The sequence below is a fragment of the Herbaspirillum sp. 1173 genome (assembly GCF_031455335.1).
Classification (GTDB): Bacteria; Pseudomonadota; Gammaproteobacteria; order Burkholderiales; family Burkholderiaceae_D; genus Herbaspirillum; species Herbaspirillum huttiense.
In genome coordinates this window covers 511,892-531,822 of sequence record NZ_JAVDSP010000003.1, presented here as the reverse complement: position 1 = coordinate 531,822, position 19,931 = coordinate 511,892, and the positions used below count along the sequence as shown (strand labels likewise).

Here is a 19,931-nt window from a genome sequence, read left to right as displayed (position 1 = left end):
TGAAGGTGAACAGAGCCTGATATTTCAGGTACCTCGTCTCCAAAGTGTAGTTATTGGCATCTACGCGATATACTGTGCATCCATACAGTTCCTTTCCTGCACGCTTTTCGCCGCAATGCCCGCCGTCCCCGATCACCGTTTCTACTACCTGAGCAATTTCCAGCAGGCGCTGGATTGGCTGGGGCAGCGCTATGCCGACCTGCTGCAGGACGAGGAGCGCGATTTCCTGCTGCGTTTCCCGGCCTTGCCGCTGGCTGCGCGGGCGCTGTTCGTGCGCATGATGATGCGCAAGGGCGAGCACTTCCGCGCCAGCCGTCTGGCTTATCCGGAGATCGGCTGCCCGCTGCAGGCGTCCCGCGATCTGCCGCCCGAATGGGTGGAGCAGGATGCGCCGCTGTCGCTGGCCCAGGTCTTCGCGCTGGCGACCAAGCCGGAGCTGCTGCGCTGGTTCGGCGTGCGCGGTGGACTCAGGACGGCGCGCAAGGACAGCTTGCTGGCGGCACTGGAAAGCGATCCCCTTCATGCTGCGCCGCGCTGCCTGTCGCAATGGATAGCGTCGGGGCAGGGCGGGGAAGCGGTCCTGCGCATGCGGGTTGGCGGCCTGTGTGAACGTTTGCGTTTGATGTTCTTCGGCAACCTGCGCCAGGACTGGAGCGAATTCGTGCTGGCCGATCTGGGTACGCTGCGCTATGAACAGATCGCCCTTTCTGCCGAGGCGCGCGGTTTTCGCAGCCGCACCGACATTGATCTTTACCTGCAACTGCAGGCCTGCAAGCAACGCTTCGAGGCCGGTGACGAGGTCGCTGCGGTGCTCGAAGCGCTACCCGCGGAGCGCTTCGACAATCCCTGGCTGGAGAGCCGCCGTGAACGCCTGCTGTTCCAGCTCGGCCAGCATTGCGAGAAGGCCGGGGACTGGCCACAGGCACAGCAGATCTACGCTGCCTGCCGTTATCCCGGCGCACGGGCACGCGCCATCCGCGTGCTGGAAAAACTGGGCCGCTTCGGTCCCGCGCAGGCCCTGCTGACGATCGCCCGGCAATCGCCCGAGAGCGAGGCGGAACGCCAGCAACTGCTGCGCATCGCGCCGCGCCTGGCGCGCCAGCTGGGTTTGCCGCCGGCGCTGCGGCCGCGCCCCGCCGTGGTCGATCAGATCGAGCTCGTGTTGCCGGCCGAGGGCGGCCGCGTCGAGCGGGCGGTGCAGTTGCATTTGCAGCGGGCTGATGCGCCGGTGTTCTATGTCGAAAACGCGCTGGCCAATGCCCTGTTCGGCTTGCTGTGCTGGGAAGCGCTGTTCGCGCCCATTCCCGGCGCCTTCTTCCATCCCTTCCAGCGCGAGCCGGCCGATCTCTTGAGCGCCGATTTCGCGGCGCGTCGGCGCGATGTGCTGGCGCGCTGCTTGCGCCGCTTCGATGACGGCAGCTACCGTGCGCATCTCCTTGCCACCCATGAGGCCAAGCACGGCCTGCAAACGCCCTTCGTGGCCTGGGGCTGGGTCACGCGCGAGCTGCTGGTGATGGCGCTGGACTGTATCCCCGCTGCACATCTGAAGCTGTGGTGCCTGCGCATCCTTGACGACATTCGAGAGAACCGCAACGGCTTCCCCGACCTGATCCAGTTCTGGCCGCAGCAAGGGCGCTATCGCATGGTCGAAGTCAAAGGCCCGGGCGACCGCCTGCAGGACAACCAGCGCCGCTGGCTGGACTACTGTGCGCAACACGCCATGCCGGTGGCGGTGTGCTACCTGCAATGGGAACAGGCGGCAGCATGAACGAGGCGCTCTCGGCCGGCGCTGCGCAAGAGCAGTCCGCACCGCGCTACACCGTCTCGGTTCGTGCACTGTGCGAATTCACCGCCAAGCAGGGCGATCTCGATCTGCGCTTCACGCCCACACCCACCGCCCAGGAAGGCATCGCCGGTCACGCCATCGTGGCGCAGCGGCGCGGGGAAGGCTACCTGAGCGAAGTGACGCTCTCGGCCGATCATGGCGCGCTGCATGTGCGCGGACGCGCCGATGGCTATGACCCCGCGCGCCAGCTGCTGGAAGAAGTGAAGACTTATCGCGGCCAGCTCTCCAGCCTGCCCGACAATCATCGCCACCTGCACTGGGCGCAGCTGCGGGTCTATGGCCACCTGATGTGCGAGCGGGAAGGGCTGGCGCGCATCCATCTGGCGCTGGTGTATTTCGACATCGGCAGCCAGCAGGAAACGGTACTGGAAGAAACCCGCAGCCGCGAGGAACTGGCTACGCTCTTTGCGGCGCAATGCGAGCGTTTCATGTGCTGGGCCGAACAGGAGCTGGCGCACCGCGCGGCGCGTGATATGGCCTTGCAGACGCTGCGCTTTCCGCACGGCGATTTCCGTCCCGGTCAGCGGCAACTGGCGGAGGCGGTATTTCGCGCGCAGACGGGCCGGCGCAGCCTGCTGGCGCAGGCACCGACCGGCATCGGCAAGACGCTGGGCACCTTGTTCCCGGCGCTCAAGGCCGCCCCGGCGCAGCGGCTGGACAAGATCCTCTTCCTCGCGGCCAAGACCCCGGGCCGGCAACTGGCGCTGGATGCCGCCGCCACCTTGAAGGATCACGGCGAACTGCCGCTGCGCGTGCTGGAACTGTGCGCACGCGACAAGGCCTGCGAATATCCGGACCGGCTGTGCCGGGGCGATTCCTGTCCGCTGGCGCAGGGCTTCTACGACCGCCTGCCTGCCGCCCGCGCGGCCTGCCTCTCGCAGCCGCTGCTGGATCGCGAACATCTGCGCAGCGTGGCCCTGCAGCATCAGGTCTGTCCCTACTACCTGGGCAGCGAGATGACGCGCTGGAGCGATGTCATCGTCGGCGATTACAACTACTGGTTCGATGGCGGTGCCATGCTCTACGGCATGGCGCAGGCGCATGACTGGCGCGTGAGCGTGCTGGCCGACGAGGCCCACAACCTGGTCTCGCGGGCGCGCAGCATGTACAGCGCGCAACTGAGCCGGGCAGCGCTGCGGGCCGCGCGCGCCGTGGCCCCGCCGGCCGTGGCCAAGCCGCTGGAACGGCTGGGCCGCGCCTGGACCGCCGCCGGCAAGAAAGCCGACTTGCCCTATCAGGTGCTGGAAGCGCCGCCGGCCAAGTTCGTCGAGGCACTCAGCAGCAGCGTGGGCGCCATCAGCGATTTCCTGGCGCAGGTGGCGGTGCCGCTGGATCCGCCGCTGCGCGATTTCTACTTCGATGCCATGGCCTTCGTGCGGCTGGCCGAATCCTTCGGCCCGCACTCGCTGTTTGATCTCACCCGGGAAGATGAACGCAATACCGTGCTGTGCATCCGCAACGTGGTGCCTGCGCCTTTCCTGGGGCCGCGCTTTGCCTTTGCGCATGCGACCACGCTGTTCTCGGCCACGCTGGCCCCGTGGAATTATTTTGCCGATCTGCTGGGCATGCCGGCCAATACCGCCTGGATCGATGTCGAGTCTCCCTTCCAGGCCAGCCAGTTGCAGGTGAAGGTGGCGCATCAGATCTCCACCACCTGGCAGCGCCGCGCAGCCTCCATCGCACCAATCTGCGAACTCATGTCGCGCCAGTATGAAGAGCGGCCGGGCAACTACCTGGCGTTCTTCTCCAGCTTCGACTACCTGCAGCAGGCGCGCGATGCCTTCGCACGGGCGCATCCGCATATCGCCACCTGGCAGCAGTCGCGCCGCATGTCCGAGACCGACCGCGATGCCTTCCTCGCACGTTTCGAAAGCGCCGGGCAGGGCATCGGCTTTGCCGTATTGGGCGGCTCCTTCGGGGAAGGCGTGGATCTGCCCGGCGATCGACTCATCGGCGCTTTCGTCGCCACGCTGGGGTTGCCGCAATTCAACCCGGTCAACGAGCAGTTGCGTGAACGCATGGAGCAACTGTTCGGCTGCGGTTACGACTACACCTACCTCTATCCCGGCATGCAGAAAGTGGTGCAGGCGGCCGGCCGCGTCATCCGCACCGAAACTGACCAGGGCACGGTCTGGCTGATCGACCAGCGCTTCGGCCGGCCCGAGGTGCAGGCACTGCTGCCGGCCTGGTGGCAGATCGCCGATTCCCGCGCGCTGCCAGCGTGAGCGCCGTGGCTTCTCAGGTTTTTCCCGAGTGACATCTTTTTACGAACCCCTAGCATAGGCGGGTAAGTGGACATGCCGGGTCCGGGTTGCCCGATCTCCCGCAGGATGAGAGTCGAAAAGCCGCGCCAGCCGTGGCACGCGACTGTCCTTGCGGGATCTTTCGGGAACTGTGTCAATTCCGCGTCGAAGGAGGAACAAATTGTCGCTATTGAGCGACAAAGCGTTCGTCTCACATGTAAGATTCTGCCTCTTTCTTCATATGTTCCTGGCAAGAAATGAGTGTTGTGTCTTGTCGGCTTTTTACATTTTTGACAACGAAGAAGGTTGCGGTATCAGGATTTGTTTGTTTTAATGACAACGTGGAATGTGGTCGAAAAAACAACATTCCTGCGCCTGGTCCGCGCGGAGCATGACTCCGCATCCAGAGGGGAAAAGTCCCGCCGTCAGAGCGGATGAATAAATATAGCTGGGGGATGGCAGCATATGGGAACACTTACCGCTTTTTAACAAGGTTGCAGGCAGGTCTTGCGCGCCCGGTCAAAAGCCGCCGCCGTCAGGACAGGGCAGGGAGTCAAGCATGGGAAACGATATCTCCAACTTGCTGAGCAAGTTCGGGGCGACGGTGGATGGGTATCTCGAAATCGAGGCCGCCATCAACTACAAGGAGCCGGTCCGCAAGCCCAAGGCGCCGCTGGTGGTTGCGCAGCCGGCCGCGGCGGACGTGAAGGCCGAACCGGCACCGGTCGTGGCGGCCAGCGCGGTGGTGCCGCTGCTGGACCCGCCTTCGCTTTCCTCCTCCCAGCGCATTGAGCCTGTGATCGAGCCGCTGACCGAGCCGGTCAGCGAGCCGGTCGTTGAAGCGCCTGTCGTTGCTGCGCCTGCCGCCGTCCCCGTCGCCCCTGTCGCTCCTGTCGCCAGACTTGCACCGTCCCTGTCCGTGCAGGCGCCTGTTACCTCCCCGAACCCGGCGCCGGTCAGCCAGATCAGCCCGTCGGCGCCCCATGGCCCTGGCGTACCCACCCTGTTGCGTTCGATGCTGGGCGAGGCCGCGCGCCAGCGCGAAGCCCTGCAGCGCGCCAACAATGACGACGCCGGCCAGTCCGGCGTGGCCCTGCCCCCCACGACGCCCGCACAAGTGATTGCCGTAGTCTCGCCCAAGGGCGGGGTCGGAAAGACCACCCTGTGCTCGGCCCTTGCCTGCAGCCTGGCGCGCCATGGCCGCGTGATCGCCATCGACCTGGATCCGCAGAATGCCTTGCAATACCACCTGGGCGTGAGTGCCGACGCCGTTGCTGCAGCGGCCGCTGCCGCAGATTGGCGCAGTGGCCTGGCCGCCGGCATGGCCGGCACGCAGGTGGTCAGCCACACCCTGGTGGCCGGCGCTGGCGAAGCTGCGCTGGCCCAGCAGATGGCCGAGGATGGCCAATGGCTGCTGCGCCAGTTGCACGCCCTGCAGCTGCAGGCGGGCGACGTGGTGCTGCTGGACCTGCCGGCCGGACAGACCGCCTATCTCGACCAGGCCCTGCGGGCCGCCGACCAGGTGCTGGCGGTGGTGACGCCCGACGCCGGTTCTTTCCTGGCGCTGGAACACATGCGCCAGGTCCTGCATGGCCGCAACAACTGCCGCTATGTGGTCAACAAATACGATGCCAGCCGCAGTTTCAGCCAGGACATGCTGGAAGTGCTCAAGCGCTGGATGGGTCCGCGCCTGGCTGGGGTGATCGCGCTCGATCACGCCATCAGCGAAGGCCTGGCCTATGGCTTCAATCCGCTGGTCAAGGACGGCCACTCGCCGGCCTATGAGCAGTTGCAGGGCGTGAGCGAGGTGCTGCGCGCCGCTGTCGCCAAAGCCGTCGCTACGGGTGCACGCGCATGACGACCGGATCCCAGGCTCCCTCGCCATCGCAGTCGCCAGCCCCGTCCGACCTGCCTGCCGCCGCCACGCTGTCACCGCATCCGCCAGGACAGGAGCCCTCGGCACGGCCATCGGCCAACCGCCTGCAGCAATGGATGCAGACCGTCGGCGCGCGCCTCGAAGGCTTGCCGCGCGGGCCCCGCCGTCTGGTGCAATGGGCCGTGCTGCTGTTTGCCACGATGCTGGCGTTGCTGATCATTTCGGTACCGCTGGACTTCGCCGCCCAATGCGTCTTCGCCATCGGCTGCTTCGTCGCCGCGCTGGTGCTGCGCAAGCAGTCGGGACGGTTCCCGGTGCTGGTGCTGATCACGCTCTCGCTGACGGTGTCGATGCGCTACATGTACTGGCGCATCAGTTCCACGCTGGCCTTTGAAAGCTGGCTGGACATCTGCTTCGGCTACGGACTGCTGGCGGCCGAACTGTATTCGCTGCTGGTGCTGACGCTGGGCTACCTGCAGACCGCCTGGCCGCTGCGCCGCAAGCCGCAGATGCTGACCATGCCGCCGGCGCAATGGCCGACGGTGGATGTCTTCATTCCCTCGTACAACGAATCGCTGGACATCGTCTCGCTCACCATCTTCGCCGCGCAGGCCATCGACTGGCCGCAGGACAAGCTGCGCGTGCACGTGCTCGATGATGGCCGCCGCGAAGAATTCCGCGAGTTCTGCGACAACATCGGCGTGAACTACCTGGTGCGCTCCGACAACAAGCACGCCAAGGCCGGCAACCTCAACGAGGCGCTCAAGGTCACCGACGGCGAATTCGTGGCCATCTTCGATGCCGACCACGTGCCGACCCGTTCCTTCCTGCAGATCTGCATGGGCTGGTTCTACAAGGACCCCAAGCTGGCCATGCTGCAGACCCCGCACTTCTTCTTCTCGCCCGATCCCTTCGAGAAGAACCTCAATACCTTCCGCTCGGTACCCAACGAGGGCGAGCTGTTCTATGGCCTGGTGCAGGATGGCAATGACCTGTGGAATGCCGCCTTCTTCTGCGGCTCCTGCGCCGTCATGCGCCGTACCGCGTTGATGGAAATCGGCGGCATCGCCACCGAGACCCTGACCGAAGATGCGCACACCGCGCTGAAGATGAACCGTGCCGGCTACAACACCGCCTATCTCGCCATCCCCCAGGCCGCCGGCCTGGCCACCGAGAACCTGGCGCGCCACATCCGCCAGCGCGTGCGCTGGGCGCGCGGCATGGCGCAAATCTTCCGCGTCGACAATCCGCTCAAGGGCAGGGGGCTGCGTCTGGGCCAGCGACTGTGCTACCTCAACGCCATGCTGCACTTCTTCTATGGCCTGCCGCGCCTGATCTTCCTGACTGCGCCATTGACGTACCTGTTCTTCGGCGCCCACATCTTCCAGGCCTCGGCGCTGATGATCACGGCCTACGTGCTGCCCCACGTGCTGCACGCCAGCCTGACCAACTCGCGCATCCAGGGACGCTTCCGCCATTCTTTCTGGAACGAGGTCTACGAGACCGTGCTGGCCTGGTACATCCTGGGGCCGGTGCTGCTGGCGCTGGTGAACCCCAAGCTGGGCGGCTTCAACGTCACCGACAAGGGCGGCATCATCACCGATGACCACTTCGACTGGAAGCTGGCGCGGCCCTACATGGTGCTGCTGGGGCTGAACGTGGCCGGACTGGGCTTCGGCATCTGGCAACTGATCCATGGTGATCCGAATGCGGTCACCACCATCCTCATCAACATGGCCTGGACGCTCTACAACGTCATCATCAGCAGCGCCGCCATGGCGGTCGCTTCCGAAACCCGCCAGGTGCGCAGCGAGCCGCGCGTGACCGCCGAACTGCCGGTACGCATCAAGCTCGACGACGGCAGCATCATCGACGGCAAGACCCTGGACTTCTCGCAGAAGGGCATTGGCCTGCGCCTGCCTGCCGGCGTCAGCATCGCACGCAATGCACGCATCGAAGTCTCGATGATGCGCAATGCGCAGGAGAAGGTGTTCCCGGCAATGGTGGTGTTCAGCCGCAACGACATGGTCGGTGCGCAGTTCCACGAACTGTCGCTGCGCCAGCAAAGCGAACTGGTGCGCCTGACCTTCTCGCGCGCCGACATCTGGGACAACAACTGGGGCAAGAGCCGTCCCGATACACCGCTCAAAGCCTTGCGTGAAGTCGCCGGCATCGGCATGAATGGCGTACGGCAATTGTTCAAGGCGACCCTGATCCTGATGCGCAGCCGGCGTGCGCAACGCCGCGCGCCGGCACCCGCTGCAGCCCCCTCGGCAGTGGCGGCAGCCACTGTGCCCGTTACCGATAACACTCTGGAAAAACAATAATGAAAACGAAGCAGTCTCAAGCGCAACGGATGCCCTTGCGCCAGCGCTCCCTGTGCCTGATGCTGGCGGCCGTGATGACGGCAGGCAGCCTGCCGCTGCCGGCACTGGCGGCCACCCCCGCGACTCCGGCAGCCACGGCCACGCCCGGTCTGCCGGCACCGATCCCGATGGCCGGCGATCCTTACGTGTTCACCTTCAAGCAGCTGGGCCGCAACGGTTCGATGAACCTGCATGGCGTGGATGCCACCGACAGTCTCAACTTCGACGTGCCGGTCTCGCTGGTGGCCACCGGTGCGCACGTGACCCTGTATTACACATATTCGCCCGCGCTGTTGCCGGACCTGTCGCAGATCAACGTGATGGTCAACGACGTCGTGGCCGGCAGCATCCCGCTGCCCAAGGAAAACTCCGGCAGCATGCAGACCGCCAAGGTCGACATCCCGGCCAAGCTGATTACCGAATTCAACCGCCTGAGCCTGCAGTTCATCGGCCACTACACGATGGGTTGCGAGGATCCCTTGCATTCCAGCCTGTGGACGCGCGTGGCCAACGGCTCCACGCTGGACCTGCAGACCACGGCGCTGCCGCAGAAGGATGACCTGGCGCTGATGCCCGTACCCTTCTTCGACCGGCGCGACATCCGCATGCTGAACCTGCCCTTCATCTTTGCCGGCACGCCCGACAACGGCACGCTGGAAGCGGCAGGGTCGCTGTCGTCCTGGTTCGGCGCGCTGGCCGCCTATCGCGGTGCGCGCTTCCCGGTACAGACCAACACCTTGCCCCAGCGCGGCAATGCCGTGCTGATGGTGGCCGGCGAGGCCGCCACCACGGTGGCCGGTGTGGCCGTGGCCGCGCCCAAGGGGCCGACCCTGACCGTGCAGGCCAATCCGAATGATGCCAATGGCAAATTGCTGATCGTCTCCGGCCGCAACATCGCCGAACTCAAGCAGGCCGCCGCTGCCCTGACGCTGGGCGGCAAGGGCCTGGCGGGCAGTTCGGTGGTGGTCGACAAGCTGCAGCCGCTGACTCCGCGCCAGCCGTATGACGCGCCCAACTGGCTGCCTACCGATCGTCCGGTGAAACTCTCCGAGCTGATCGATCCCAAGCGCCTCAATGTCTCCGGCTACAACCCGGGCGAGATCACCATTCCGCTCAACTTCCCGCCCGCGCTCTCCAGCTGGCGACAGGATGGCGCAAAGCTGAAACTGGTGTATCGCTATACGCCGCAGCCCAAGTCGTCCAATTCGTCCTTCATGGTCAGCCTGAATGATGGCCTGATCAAGGCCGACGTCCTGCTGCCGCACGACCAGCTGGACAAGAGCCTGCTGGCCGCCATCAAGGATGACGCGCTGACCCGCGAGATGAACGTGCGCCTGCCGCTGAACCTGGCCGGTCCGCAATCGCGTCTGCAGCTGCGCTACATGTACGATTTCGTCAAGCAGGGCGAATGCCAGGACGTCATCATCGACAACGTGCGCGGCAGCATCGATCCCGAATCCACCATCGACCTGCGCGGCTACGATCACTTCATGGCCATGCCCAATCTGGGCGTGTTCAAGGATGCCGGGTTCCCCTTCACGCGCATGGCCGATCTGTCGGAGTCGGCGGTGGTACTGCCCGACAATGCCACGCCCGATGATCTCTCGGCCTACCTGACGCTGCTGGGCCGCTTCGGCAGCGCCACCGGCTATCCGGCGACCGGCGTGGCCGTGACCCAGGCCGCCCAGCTCGACAAGGTGGCCTCGCGCGACCTGCTGGTGCTGGCCTCGGGGCAGAATCAGCCGCTGCTCAAGCAATGGGCCGATCGCCTGCCGGCGGTGGTGACCGGAGACAAGCAGCGCTTCCAGGTGGCCGATCTGGCCCTGCGCGTGCGCAGCTGGCTGCAGATCGATGACGAGGACCAGGCCAAGCGCCGTGCGCGGCTGGCACTGGCCTTCTCGGGGGGCGAGCCGACCTCTTACCTGACCGGTTTCGAGTCGCCCCTCGACAGTGGCCGCAGCGTGGTGGTGCTGGCCGGTGGCGATGCCTCCGGCCTGCAGCAGATCCTCGATGCCATGGCCAGCAAGGACCCGGAAGCCGAAACCATCCAGGGCAGCCTGGTGGCAGTGCGCGGCACCACCATCGATCCGCTGCTGGCCGAAGAAAATTATTTCGTCGGCAGCATGTCGCCGCTGCGCATGCTGCGCTGGTGGCTGTCGCGCCACGTGCTGGCCATGTTCGTGCTGATTGCCGGCGGCATCCTGATGCTCGGCGGCCTGGCTTACCTGACCCTGCGCGCCAAGGCGAGAAAGCGTCTCAATGCCTGACCTGCCGTTCCAGCCTCTGCGACGCAGCCTGTTGAAGGTGGTGGCCGCACTCGCGCTCAGTGGTGCCGGTGCGGCCGCCAGCGCCGCGCCGGCCGCCTGCGCGACAGTTGACTGGCCGGCCTGGCAATCCTGGGCCGGCAGTCACGTGCAGCCCGATGGCCGGGTCCTGCACTCCAGCCTGCTGCCCAATCACACCACGTCCGAAGGCCAGTCCTACAACCTGCTGCTGTCGCTGATCGCCAATGATCCGCAACGCTTTGACCAGATCTGGAGCTGGACGCGCGACAACATGATGGCGCCCGATGCCGCCAACCGCCTGCCGGGCTGGCTGTGGGGGCAGGGTGCCGATGGCAAGTGGCAATTGCAGGACGCCAATTCCGCATCGGATGCCGATCTGTGGATTGCCTACGCGCTGCTGGAAGCGGCGCGCCTGTGGCAGCGCCCGACTTATCGCAGCGATGCAGTGCGTCTGCTCGACAGCATCGAAGCGCGCCTCGTGGTGGACCTGCCGGGCCTGGGCAAGATGGTCTTGCCGGGACCGCAGGGTTTCAGCCAGGGCAGCCAGGCCTGGACGCTCAATCCGAGTTACCTGCCGCTGCCGCTGCTGCGCCGTTTGCACAAGGAGCGCCCCAAGGGCCCCTGGCAGCAGATCGCCACCAACACCGTGCGCATGATCCAGGCCACCAGCCCCAAGGGTTTCGTGGCGGATTGGGTCGGCTACAAGATGACGGCGGCGCAGGCCGGCCAGTTCATGGTTGATCCGGCCAAGGGCGAACTGGGCAGCTATGACGCCATCCGCGTCTACCTGTGGGCCGGCATGACCTCGCCGCGTGACCCGCAGGCCGCACCGCTGCTGGCCGCCCTGGATGGCATGCGCCAGCGCATCGTCGCCACCGGCATCGCGCCGGAGAAGGTGGCCGTGACCAGTGGTGCCGTCGAAGGGCAGGGGCCGTTCGGGTTTGGCGCGGCGTTGGTGCCGTATCTGCAGGCCAAGGGCGAAAATACCCTGGCCGCGCAATGGCAGGCGCGCGCCGCACAACAGCTGGAGAGCGGACTGGCCCAGCCCAGTGCGCAACCGGAAATTCTGTATTACAACGTCATGCTCGGCCTGTTCGGCCTCGGATGGGCCGAGCAGCGATATCAGTTCCGCGACGACGGAACGCTCAATTTGTCTTGGGAGAAGTCATGCGCACGCGCCGTACCACGCTAGCCATCGGAGTGCTGGCCGCGCTCCTGGGCGCACCCCTGGCCCCGGCCCTGGCTGCGCCGACGGACCTGCAGGCCCAGCTGGTGGAGCAGGGCCAGTACTGGCAGGCGCGCAACAACAACCAGCGCGCCGCCGAGGTCTGGCAGAAGGTGCTGCAGCTGGACAAATCGCAGGTCAACGCGCTGTACGGCATGGGCCTGATCGGCGTGAAGCAGAACCGGCCGCAGCAGGCCAATGCGTATCTGGAACGGCTGCAGGCGCTCTCGCCGCAACCCTGGCAAGCCGCCCAGCTGATGCAGGACATCGCCCTGGCCCGCCCTGAAAACCAGGCCCTGCTGGCCGAAGCCCGCCGCCTGGTGGATGCCGGCGAGCGTGACCGCGCCACCGACACCTTCCGCAAGATGTTCAATGGCCTGACGCCCTCGGGCACGGTCGGCCGCGAGTACTACAACAATCTGGCCTTCAACGATGCCAGCTGGCCGGAAGCGCGCAAGGGCATGGAGCGCCTGCTGCGCGAAACCCCCGAGGACAGCATCCTGGCGCTGTTCTATGGCAAGCAGCTGGCGCGCCATGAAGACAGCCGGGTGGAAGGCATCCGTGTGCTCTCGCGCCTGAGCAAGCAGACCGACATCGGCGGCGACGCCGATGAAAGCTGGCGGCTGGCGCTGACCTGGCTGGGCCCGCCGAGTCCGGCGCAGGCCCCGCTGTTTGAAGAATTCCTCAAGGTCCATCCGGACGACAAGGACATCCGCGACCTGCTGGCCAAGGGCCGCTCGCAGGTCGCCGGCACGCAGACCCCGACGGTGCTCTCGCGCGGCCTGCAGGCCTTGGAGAAGGGCGATCTGCAGGAAGCCGAAAAGGCTTTCCAGGAACGCCTCTCCAGCCATCCCGATGAAACCGATGCACTCGGTGGCCTGGGTGTGGTGCGCCAGCAGCAGAACCGTCTGGCCGATGCCGAACCGCTGCTGGCGCGCGCCGTAGCGAAGGGTGGCATCGGCTGGAAGAAGGCGCTCGACAGCGTGCGCTACTGGCTGCTGATCCAGCGTGGCCGCGAACTGCAGGCGCGCGGCCAGACCCGCCAGGCGCAGGATGCGCTGACCCAGGCGCTGCGCCTGGATCCGAAGAACACCGATGGCCTGGTCGCCATCGCCGATATCGAAGCCACGGCCGGCCAGTTCGAGGCCGCCACGGCGCACTATCGCCAGGTACTGGCGGTGCAGCCGGCACAGGTCGGTGCGATTCGCGGTCTGGTGAATGTGCTCTCGCAGACCGGGCAAGCCGATGAAGCGCTGCGCCTGCTCGACAAGCTCACCCCGCAACAACAGGCCGAGTTCGGCGACCAGGGCCGCCTGCGCGCCCTGCGTGCGACCCAGCAAGCCAACCTGGCCGAACAGCGTGGCGATCTCAATGCCGCACTGGACGCCCGGCGCGAAGCGGTGCGCAACGATCCCGACAACGTCTGGACCACCTTCGACCTGGCGCGCCTCTACATCAAGGCCGGCCAGTCGCGCCAGGCGCGCGTGACCATCGATGACTTCACCCGCGAGCATCGCGACAACGTCGACGCGCTCTACGCCAGCGCCTTGCTGTCGGCGGAGATGGAGCAATGGCAGGATGCGCTCGACACCCTGCGCCGCATCCCGGAGGCCCGTCGTACCGCACCGATGACCGATCTGTATCGCCAGGTCACGCTGACCATCCAGGTCGGCCATGCGAGCGAGCTGGTCAAGACCGGCCAGCGCCAGGAAGCCCTGGCGCTGCTGGATCGCGTGCAGCCCGAAGCGGCCGGCAATGCCGAGCGCACCGGCACGCTGGCCTCGGCCTATGTCGATGCGGGCGATACCCCGCGTGCGCTGGCGCTGATGCAGCCGCTGATTGCGCCGCCGGCCACGCCGAGCGCCGCTACGCGCCTGCAATACGCGTCGGTGCTGCTCAGGGCCGGTGAGGATGCGCAGGTCTACAGCGTACTCACGGCCTTGCAGAACCAGAACATGGACGTGGCCACGCGCAAGCAATACGACGATGTGCGTTTCCTCTACCGCGTGCGCCAGGCCGAACGCCTGCGCGAAGGTGGCGACCTGGCGGCGGCCTACGACACGCTGGCCCCCGCGCTGTCACAGCGGCCCACCGATATCGGTGCGCTCTCGGCACTGGCCCGCATGTTCAATGCGGCCGGCGACAATGCCCGCGCACTGGCGCTCTACAAACCACTGGCCGAACGCAATCCGCGCGACGTCACGGTGTTGCTGGGCGCGGCCGATACCGCCATGCAGGCGCACGACAATGCCTATGCCCTGCGCCTGCTGGATCAGTTCAACAAACTGGAAAGCAGCGATCCCACCACCCTGACCGAAGCCGCACGCATCTATCGTGCGCTGGGCAAGACCGGCGAAGCCACGGCACTGTTGCGCAAGGCGGTGGCCATTGAAAACTCGGCGCGCCAGCGCAGCCTGATGGCCCAGGGTAATGGTTTCGATCCGGCCATCAACCCCTTCCGTACCCAGCGTCGCCTGCCGGGCAACGAGAATGTGGCTGCCATCCCGCCGCCTGCCGAGACCATGCTGCGTCCGGCGATGATGACGGCTTCCGCACCGGCGGCGGCCGATGTGTTGCCGACCCCGGCCAACGCGCGTGTGGCGGCGTCGCAGGCCGCGCCTGCGGTGGCCTATGGCCCGGCGCTCGGTCCGGTGTTCAGCAATGCATCGCCGGCTCCGGCGCAGATGGTCCAGACCACCCAGCCGGGCAGGGCGGGCGCTTATGCGCAGCAAGGTGCGGCACCTGCCACCGCTTTGCCGGGTGCGGCCACCGCCGCCCAGCGCGCCTTGCTGGCGCTGCAGGGCCAGCAAGGCCTGCCGGCGGACAACCTCACGCCGGCGCAGCGCGCCCTCAACGACATCCTGCAGGCGCGCAGCCCCTACGTCACGCAAGGCGTGGTGGTGCGCGGCAATGCCAGCGAATCGGGCCTGAGCCGCATCAACGATATCGAAGCCCCGCTGGAAGTGAACATGCCGGTCGGCAATGACCGCGTGGCCGTGCGTATCACGCCGGTCTCGCTGGATGGCGGCACCATGACCGACGAGGCCGCCAGCCGCTTCGGCGGTGGCGGTTCCAGTGCCACCGGCGTGGGCAAGCAGAGCGCCAGCGGCGTGGGCGTGGCGGTAGCCTACGAGCGTCCTGACGACGGCATCAAGGCCGACATCGGCACGACACCCAGCGGTTTCAAGTATCCCAACGTGGTCGGTGGCGTGAGCGTGGAGCAGCCGCTCGGCGGCAGCAGCACCAACCGCTTCGGCGTGACGGTGTCGCGCCGTGCCGTCAACGACAGCATCACCTCGTTTGCCGGCAGCACCGACCCGCGCATCGGCCGTTCCTGGGGCGGCGTGACCGCCAACGGCGGCCGTGCCGAGATGAGTTCGGATGATGCCCAGACCGGCGTCTATGCCTACGGTGCCCTGCACAGCCTGATGGGCCGCAACGTCGAATCCAACACGCGTGTGGAACTGGGCGGCGGTGCCTACCAGTACCTGGCCAACGGCAACGACGAGAAGATGACGGCCGGTGTCTCCGCCACCCTCATCAGCTACGCCAACAACCAGAACTTCTATACCTATGGCCACGGCGGTTACTTCAGCCCGCAGGCCTATCTGGGACTGGGCGTGCCGGTGACCTGGGCCAAGCGCAGCGACCGTTTCAGCTTCCAGCTCAAGGGCTCGGCCGGTGTGCAGTACTTCCGCCAGGACGGCGCGGATTACTTCCCCACGGATGCCGCCCTGCAAGCGGCCAGCGGCAAGACCTACGGGCAGCAGACCAAGACCGGCATCGGCTACAGCCTGGAAGGCAGCGGCGAATACCGCTTTGCGCCGCGTCTGTTTGTGGGCGGTACGCTGCGCCTGAACAATTCGAGCGACTTCCGCGAACTCAATGTCGCCATGTACCTGCGCTATACCCTGGAGGACATGCAGGGCAGTTTCCTGACCTTGCCGGTCAGCCCGTATCGTTCGCCGTACTCCAACTGATTTGACTGAACATTTTTTGATAGAGAGATTGCCATGGCAGCTGCATCCATTCTCGCTGGTCTGAGTATCCTGGTCCTGGGCGAAAGCCATATGAGCCTGGCCGACCACCTCACCGAACCCCTCAATGCCAAGCTGGTCCAGATGGGCGCCAAGGTCCACTCCATCGGCGCCTGCGGTGCCAGCGCCGGCGACTGGCTGACCACCAAGAAGGTCGACTGCGGTGCCGAGCAGATCGACAACGGCAAGATCCAGATCAAGGGCCGCGATGCCAGCACCACGCCCATCGCCGAACTGATCGCCAAGGACAAGCCGGACCTGGTGGTGCTGGTCATCGGCGACACCATGGCCTCCTACGACAAGCCGGCCTTCCCCAAGGCCTGGGCCTGGCAAAGCGTGACCAGCCTGACCAAGGCGATTGCCGCCACCGGCACCAAGTGCGCCTGGGTCGGACCGGCCTGGGGCAAGGCTGGCGGCATGTATCAGAAGAACGATGCGCGCACCCAGCTGATGTCGCAGTTCCTGGCTGCCAACGTGGCACCTTGCACCTACATTGATTCGCTGGCCATGTCCAAGCCGGGCCAATGGATCACCACCGATGGCCAGCACTTCACAGTGGCCGGCTACAAGTCCTGGGGTTCGGCCATCGGCGATGCGCTGGGCAAGCTGCCGGCCGCTGCCGTGAGCGCCAAGGGAGCCAAGAAATGAGCGTGCTGCGCGCACTGACCGCGAGCGCGGCCCTGCTGGGCTGTGCGGGGGTGATGGCCGCTGACATTCCGCTGTATCCGACCGGCCCGGCCGAGGATGCCGCCTTCATCCGTTTCATCAACGCCACGCCGGACGCGCTGCAAGTGGTGGCCCAGAAGGGCCAGCCGCCGCTGAAACTGGACGCGGCCAAGCCGGTCTCGTCCTTCTTCCCGGTGCAGGCCAAGTCCACCATCAAGGGCACGCTGACGGTGGCGGGCAAGAGCCTGGAGCTGGGCGTGCAGGCCAAGCCGGGCGAGTTCGCCACGGTGGTGGTGCTGCCTGATCCCAAGGGCATCCGCCAGGTCACCGTGCAGGACAATCCGGATGACTTCAATGGCCTGAAGGCCTCGCTGGCCTTCTTCAATCTCGATGCTTCCTGTGCCGCTGCAGCCCTGCGTCCGGCCGGCCGCACTGCCGACCTGTTCAAGGGCGTGGCGCAAGGCAGCCTGCAGCGCCGTTCCATCAATCCGGTCAAGCTGTCGGTGCAGCTGGTCTGCGGCGGGGCCAATACCGGCCCGGTGCTGGACCTGGGTGAGTTGAAGGCAGGCGAGCGCTACAGCGTCCTGCTGCTGCCCTCGGCCAGCGGTCCGCGCCTGCTGGCCGCGACTGACAAGCTGGCCAACTGATTCTTGACGCTGACTTACGCTGACTGACGCCGACTGCACCACGCCATGGTCTTTGCCTCGCTTGAATTCCTGACGCTGTTCCTGCCGCTGTTCCTGCTGGTCTATGCCCTGGTGCCGCAGCGCGCACGCAATGGCGTGCTGCTGGCGGGCAGCTGGCTGTTCTATGGCTGGCTCAGTCCGCTGTTCCTGTCCCTGCACGTGGTGCTGACCATCGTGGCCTGGGTTGGCGGCCTGCTGGTGGATCGCGCCCGTGCGCGTGAAGAAGGGCAGGGCAGTCTGCGCCGTCCCGTGCTGCTGATCGCGCTGGTGGTCTTCAATACGGCGGTACTGGTCTGGTACAAGTACGCCAACATCGTCGCTGCCACCGTGAGCGATCTGATGCAGCACTACGGCGCCATGCCGCTGGTGTGGCAGAAGGTGGCGCTGCCGGCGGGCCTGTCCTTCATCGTGCTGCAGGCGATTTCCTATCTGGTGGATGTGCACCGGCGCACGGTGGCGGTGGAGCGCAGCTTCATCAATTACGCCACCTACATCTCCATGTTCGGCCACTCGATTGCCGGCCCCATCATCCGTTACGACTGGGTACAGCGCGAGTTGCGCGAGCGCTGGTTCAATCGGGAAAATTTCTCGCTGGGTGCGCGCCGCTTCATGGTCGGCATGGCCATGAAGGTGCTGGTGGCCGATACGCTGTCGCCCCTGGTGGATGCGGCCTTCCACCTGGAGCATCCGACCCTGGTCGATGCCTGGATCGGATGCCTGGCGTATTCGATGCAACTGTTCTTCGATTTCTCCGGCTACAGCGCCATGGCCATCGGCCTCGGTTTGATGCTGGGCTTCCACTTCCCGGAGAACTTCAATCATCCCTATCTGGCCGGCAGCATCCAGGATTTCTGGCGGCGCTGGCACATCTCGCTCTCCAGCTGGCTGCGCGATTATCTCTACATCGGCCTGGGCGGCAATCGCCACGGCGTCTGGAAGACTTATCGCAACCTGTTCCTGACCATGGCCATCGCCGGTCTCTGGCATGGCGGCGACAGCTGGAATTATTTGCTGTGGGGCTCGGCGCATGGCGTGGCGCTGTGCATCGACCGCGCGTGGTCGCGCTCTTCGTTGCCTTCCATTCCTTCGTGGCTGGCCCATGGCTTGACGCTGCTGTTCGTGTGCCTGGCCTGGACCTTGTTCCGCGCGCCTGATTTCGCCACCGCTGCCACGATGTATGCGGGCCAGTTCGGCTTGCATGGCACCGGCCTGAGCGATGCGCTGGCCGTGATGCTGCGGCCGGTGCAGGCGCTGGCCGTGCTGCTGGGTTTGTTCTGGATCGTCGCCCCGCTGTGGCAGGCGGCACTGGAGGCGCGCTGGGGCGAACGCGCACACTATCTCTGGTTCGTGCGGGCGTGGCCGATCGCCGCCTTCCTGCTCTCCTTTGCACTGATCGCCAGCCGCGAAACCGTGCCTTTCCTTTACTTCCAGTTCTGAGCCGACGATGAGCACGCCCCCCGTTCATGCTGCACATACGCCTCCTGAGCCCAGCGCCATGGCGCGCCGGGCCAGCCGTTGGGCCGGTGCCGCGCTGGCCGCCGTGCTGTGTGCAGGATTGATCTCCTGCGGCTGGCTGGTGTACGCCGGCAAGATCGACTGGCTGCCCGCCAGCTGGACGCGCGACGACGCCTTGCATGGCGAGCTGACGCATCAACTGGCCAAGCAGCTTTCCAACGCCTGGCTGCCGGACCAGGCCGCCAAACTGGAGCGTGCCGGCAGCTGGCTGCTGCTGGGCGATACCGGCCCGCGCGTGCGCACCGGCTGCCCCGGCTGGCTGTTCCTGGCCGAAGAATTGCAGGTCAATCGCCACGCACAAGCCAACGCGCAGACCAAGCGCGCCGCAGTGCTGGCCATCCGGCAGGCGCTGGCCCAACGTGGCATCGGCCTGCTGGTGGCGGTGGTGCCGGACAAGAGCCGCATCGCCGCCAGCGCCTTGTGCGGCCTCACGCGTCCGGCCGAATTGAATGCGCGCGCCGCGCAATGGGTGAGCGAACTGAACCAGGATGGCGTGGCCGCCATCGACCTCGCCCCTGCGCTGGCACCACTCGGTGCTTCGGCCTACCTGCACACCGATACCCACTGGAACGAGACCGGCGCGAACGCCGCCGCGCAGGCCATCGCCGCGCGCATCACGGCCGCTGGCGTGCAGGCCACGCCGCAGCAGGCCTATACCGTCCAGCCGGGCAAGCTGGCGCAGCGTCCCGGCGACCTGGTGCACCTGGCCGGACTGGACTGGCTGCCGCTGCGCTGGCAACCCACGCCGGAAAGCGTGGCCGCCACCGTCTTCACCGAAGCGGCCGCCACAGGGCAGGGCGCCACCGCCAAGGGCGGCGATGATCTCGACGATCTGCTGGGCGACAGCCAGTTGCCCAACGTGGCCCTGATCGGGACCTCCTTTTCGCGTAATTCCAGCTTCGTCGGCTTCCTGCAGATGGCGCTGGGCGCGAAGATCGGCAGCTTCGCCAAGGATGGCGGCAAGTTCTCCGGCAGCGCCCGCGATTACTTCGCCAATCCCGCTTTCATCCAGACGCCGCCCAAGCTGGTGGTCTGGGAAATCCCCGAGCGCGACCTGCAGACGCCCTACGAAGCGATCTCGCTGGCCCGCTGATCGATCATTAAGCTGGCGTTAATGCTGTCTCAACGGGCATTAACGTTGCATTAATGCAATAAATCATTTCCTTTCCGGCGCATTTTCATGTGT

At 66.0% G+C, this 19,931-nt stretch carries 11 protein-coding genes; all 11 read left to right on the top strand.

The genetic code is table 11. The features are described from left to right. Positions 1–115 precede the first annotated feature (115 nt). A complete protein-coding gene (locus tag J2X56_RS14170) occupies positions 116–1,768 on the top strand; it encodes a VRR-NUC domain-containing protein (RefSeq protein WP_121037978.1) in 1,653 nt (550 codons plus the stop codon). Beyond that, positions 1,765–4,071 carry an ATP-dependent DNA helicase gene (locus J2X56_RS14165; RefSeq protein WP_121037981.1) on the top strand — a complete coding sequence of 769 codons (2,307 nt, stop codon included), beginning with the start codon at positions 1,765–1,767 and terminating at the stop codon, positions 4,069–4,071. Before J2X56_RS14170 ends, J2X56_RS14165 begins: the two co-directional genes overlap by 4 nt. A gap of 577 nt (positions 4,072–4,648) precedes the next feature. After that, on the top strand, positions 4,649–5,947 hold the full coding sequence (bcsQ, locus tag J2X56_RS14160) for a cellulose biosynthesis protein BcsQ (protein WP_121037984.1): 1,299 nt from the start codon (positions 4,649–4,651) through the stop codon (positions 5,945–5,947). Then, positions 5,944–8,292 (top strand): UDP-forming cellulose synthase catalytic subunit, encoded by a 2,349-nt coding sequence (gene bcsA, locus J2X56_RS14155; RefSeq protein WP_121037987.1) that lies wholly within the window; start codon positions 5,944–5,946, stop codon positions 8,290–8,292. Before bcsQ ends, bcsA begins: the two co-directional genes overlap by 4 nt. Before the next feature lie 29 nt (positions 8,293–8,321). Further along, positions 8,322–10,598, top strand: coding sequence for a cellulose biosynthesis cyclic di-GMP-binding regulatory protein BcsB (gene bcsB, locus J2X56_RS14150; protein WP_310160668.1), 2,277 nt, complete (start codon positions 8,322–8,324; stop codon positions 10,596–10,598). Continuing rightward, the gene (gene bcsZ, locus J2X56_RS14145; RefSeq protein ID WP_134134648.1) at positions 10,591–11,808 is read left to right on the top strand and encodes a cellulose synthase complex periplasmic endoglucanase BcsZ; all 1,218 of its coding nucleotides are present in this window, start codon (positions 10,591–10,593) and stop codon (positions 11,806–11,808) included. Before bcsB ends, bcsZ begins: the two co-directional genes overlap by 8 nt. Next, positions 11,784–15,821, top strand: a complete 4,038-nt coding sequence (locus J2X56_RS14140) for a cellulose synthase subunit BcsC-related outer membrane protein (protein WP_310160643.1) — start codon at positions 11,784–11,786, stop codon at positions 15,819–15,821. Before bcsZ ends, J2X56_RS14140 begins: the two co-directional genes overlap by 25 nt. 33 nt (positions 15,822–15,854) lie before the next feature. Beyond that, entirely contained in the window at positions 15,855–16,526 is a 672-nt protein-coding gene (locus tag J2X56_RS14135) for an SGNH/GDSL hydrolase family protein (protein ID WP_039788872.1), read from the top strand. Next, complete coding sequence (locus J2X56_RS14130) at positions 16,523–17,191, top strand: alginate O-acetyltransferase AlgF (RefSeq protein ID WP_204725073.1); 669 nt, start codon at positions 16,523–16,525, stop codon at positions 17,189–17,191. Before J2X56_RS14135 ends, J2X56_RS14130 begins: the two co-directional genes overlap by 4 nt. A gap of 45 nt (positions 17,192–17,236) precedes the next feature. Further along, a complete protein-coding gene (locus J2X56_RS14125) occupies positions 17,237–18,667 on the top strand; it encodes an MBOAT family protein (protein WP_204725074.1) in 1,431 nt (476 codons plus the stop codon). A 7-nt stretch (positions 18,668–18,674) separates the two neighbouring features. Then, entirely contained in the window at positions 18,675–19,838 is a 1,164-nt protein-coding gene (locus J2X56_RS14120; RefSeq protein ID WP_227022582.1) for an alginate O-acetyltransferase AlgX-related protein, read from the top strand. Positions 19,839–19,931 lie beyond the last annotated feature (93 nt).

Bases quoted from the DNA above. Each gene is read 5' to 3' on its own strand.
- bcsB (WP_310160668.1), top strand. From the start codon at position 8,322: ATGCCCTTGCGCCAGCGCTCCCTGTGCCTGATGCTGGCGGCCGTGATG.
- J2X56_RS14125 (WP_204725074.1), top strand. From the start codon at position 17,237: ATGGTCTTTGCCTCGCTTGAATTCCTGACGCTGTTCCTGCCGCTGTTC.
- J2X56_RS14165 (WP_121037981.1), top strand. From the start codon at position 1,765: ATGAACGAGGCGCTCTCGGCCGGCGCTGCGCAAGAGCAGTCCGCACCG.
- bcsQ (WP_121037984.1), top strand. From the start codon at position 4,649: ATGGGAAACGATATCTCCAACTTGCTGAGCAAGTTCGGGGCGACGGTG.
- J2X56_RS14170 (WP_121037978.1), top strand. From the start codon at position 116: ATGCCCGCCGTCCCCGATCACCGTTTCTACTACCTGAGCAATTTCCAG.
- J2X56_RS14135 (WP_039788872.1), top strand. From the start codon at position 15,855: ATGGCAGCTGCATCCATTCTCGCTGGTCTGAGTATCCTGGTCCTGGGC.
- J2X56_RS14120 (WP_227022582.1), top strand. From the start codon at position 18,675: ATGAGCACGCCCCCCGTTCATGCTGCACATACGCCTCCTGAGCCCAGC.
- bcsA (WP_121037987.1), top strand. From the start codon at position 5,944: ATGACGACCGGATCCCAGGCTCCCTCGCCATCGCAGTCGCCAGCCCCG.
- bcsZ (WP_134134648.1), top strand. From the start codon at position 10,591: ATGCCTGACCTGCCGTTCCAGCCTCTGCGACGCAGCCTGTTGAAGGTG.
- J2X56_RS14130 (WP_204725073.1), top strand. From the start codon at position 16,523: ATGAGCGTGCTGCGCGCACTGACCGCGAGCGCGGCCCTGCTGGGCTGT.
- J2X56_RS14140 (WP_310160643.1), top strand. From the start codon at position 11,784: ATGCGCACGCGCCGTACCACGCTAGCCATCGGAGTGCTGGCCGCGCTC.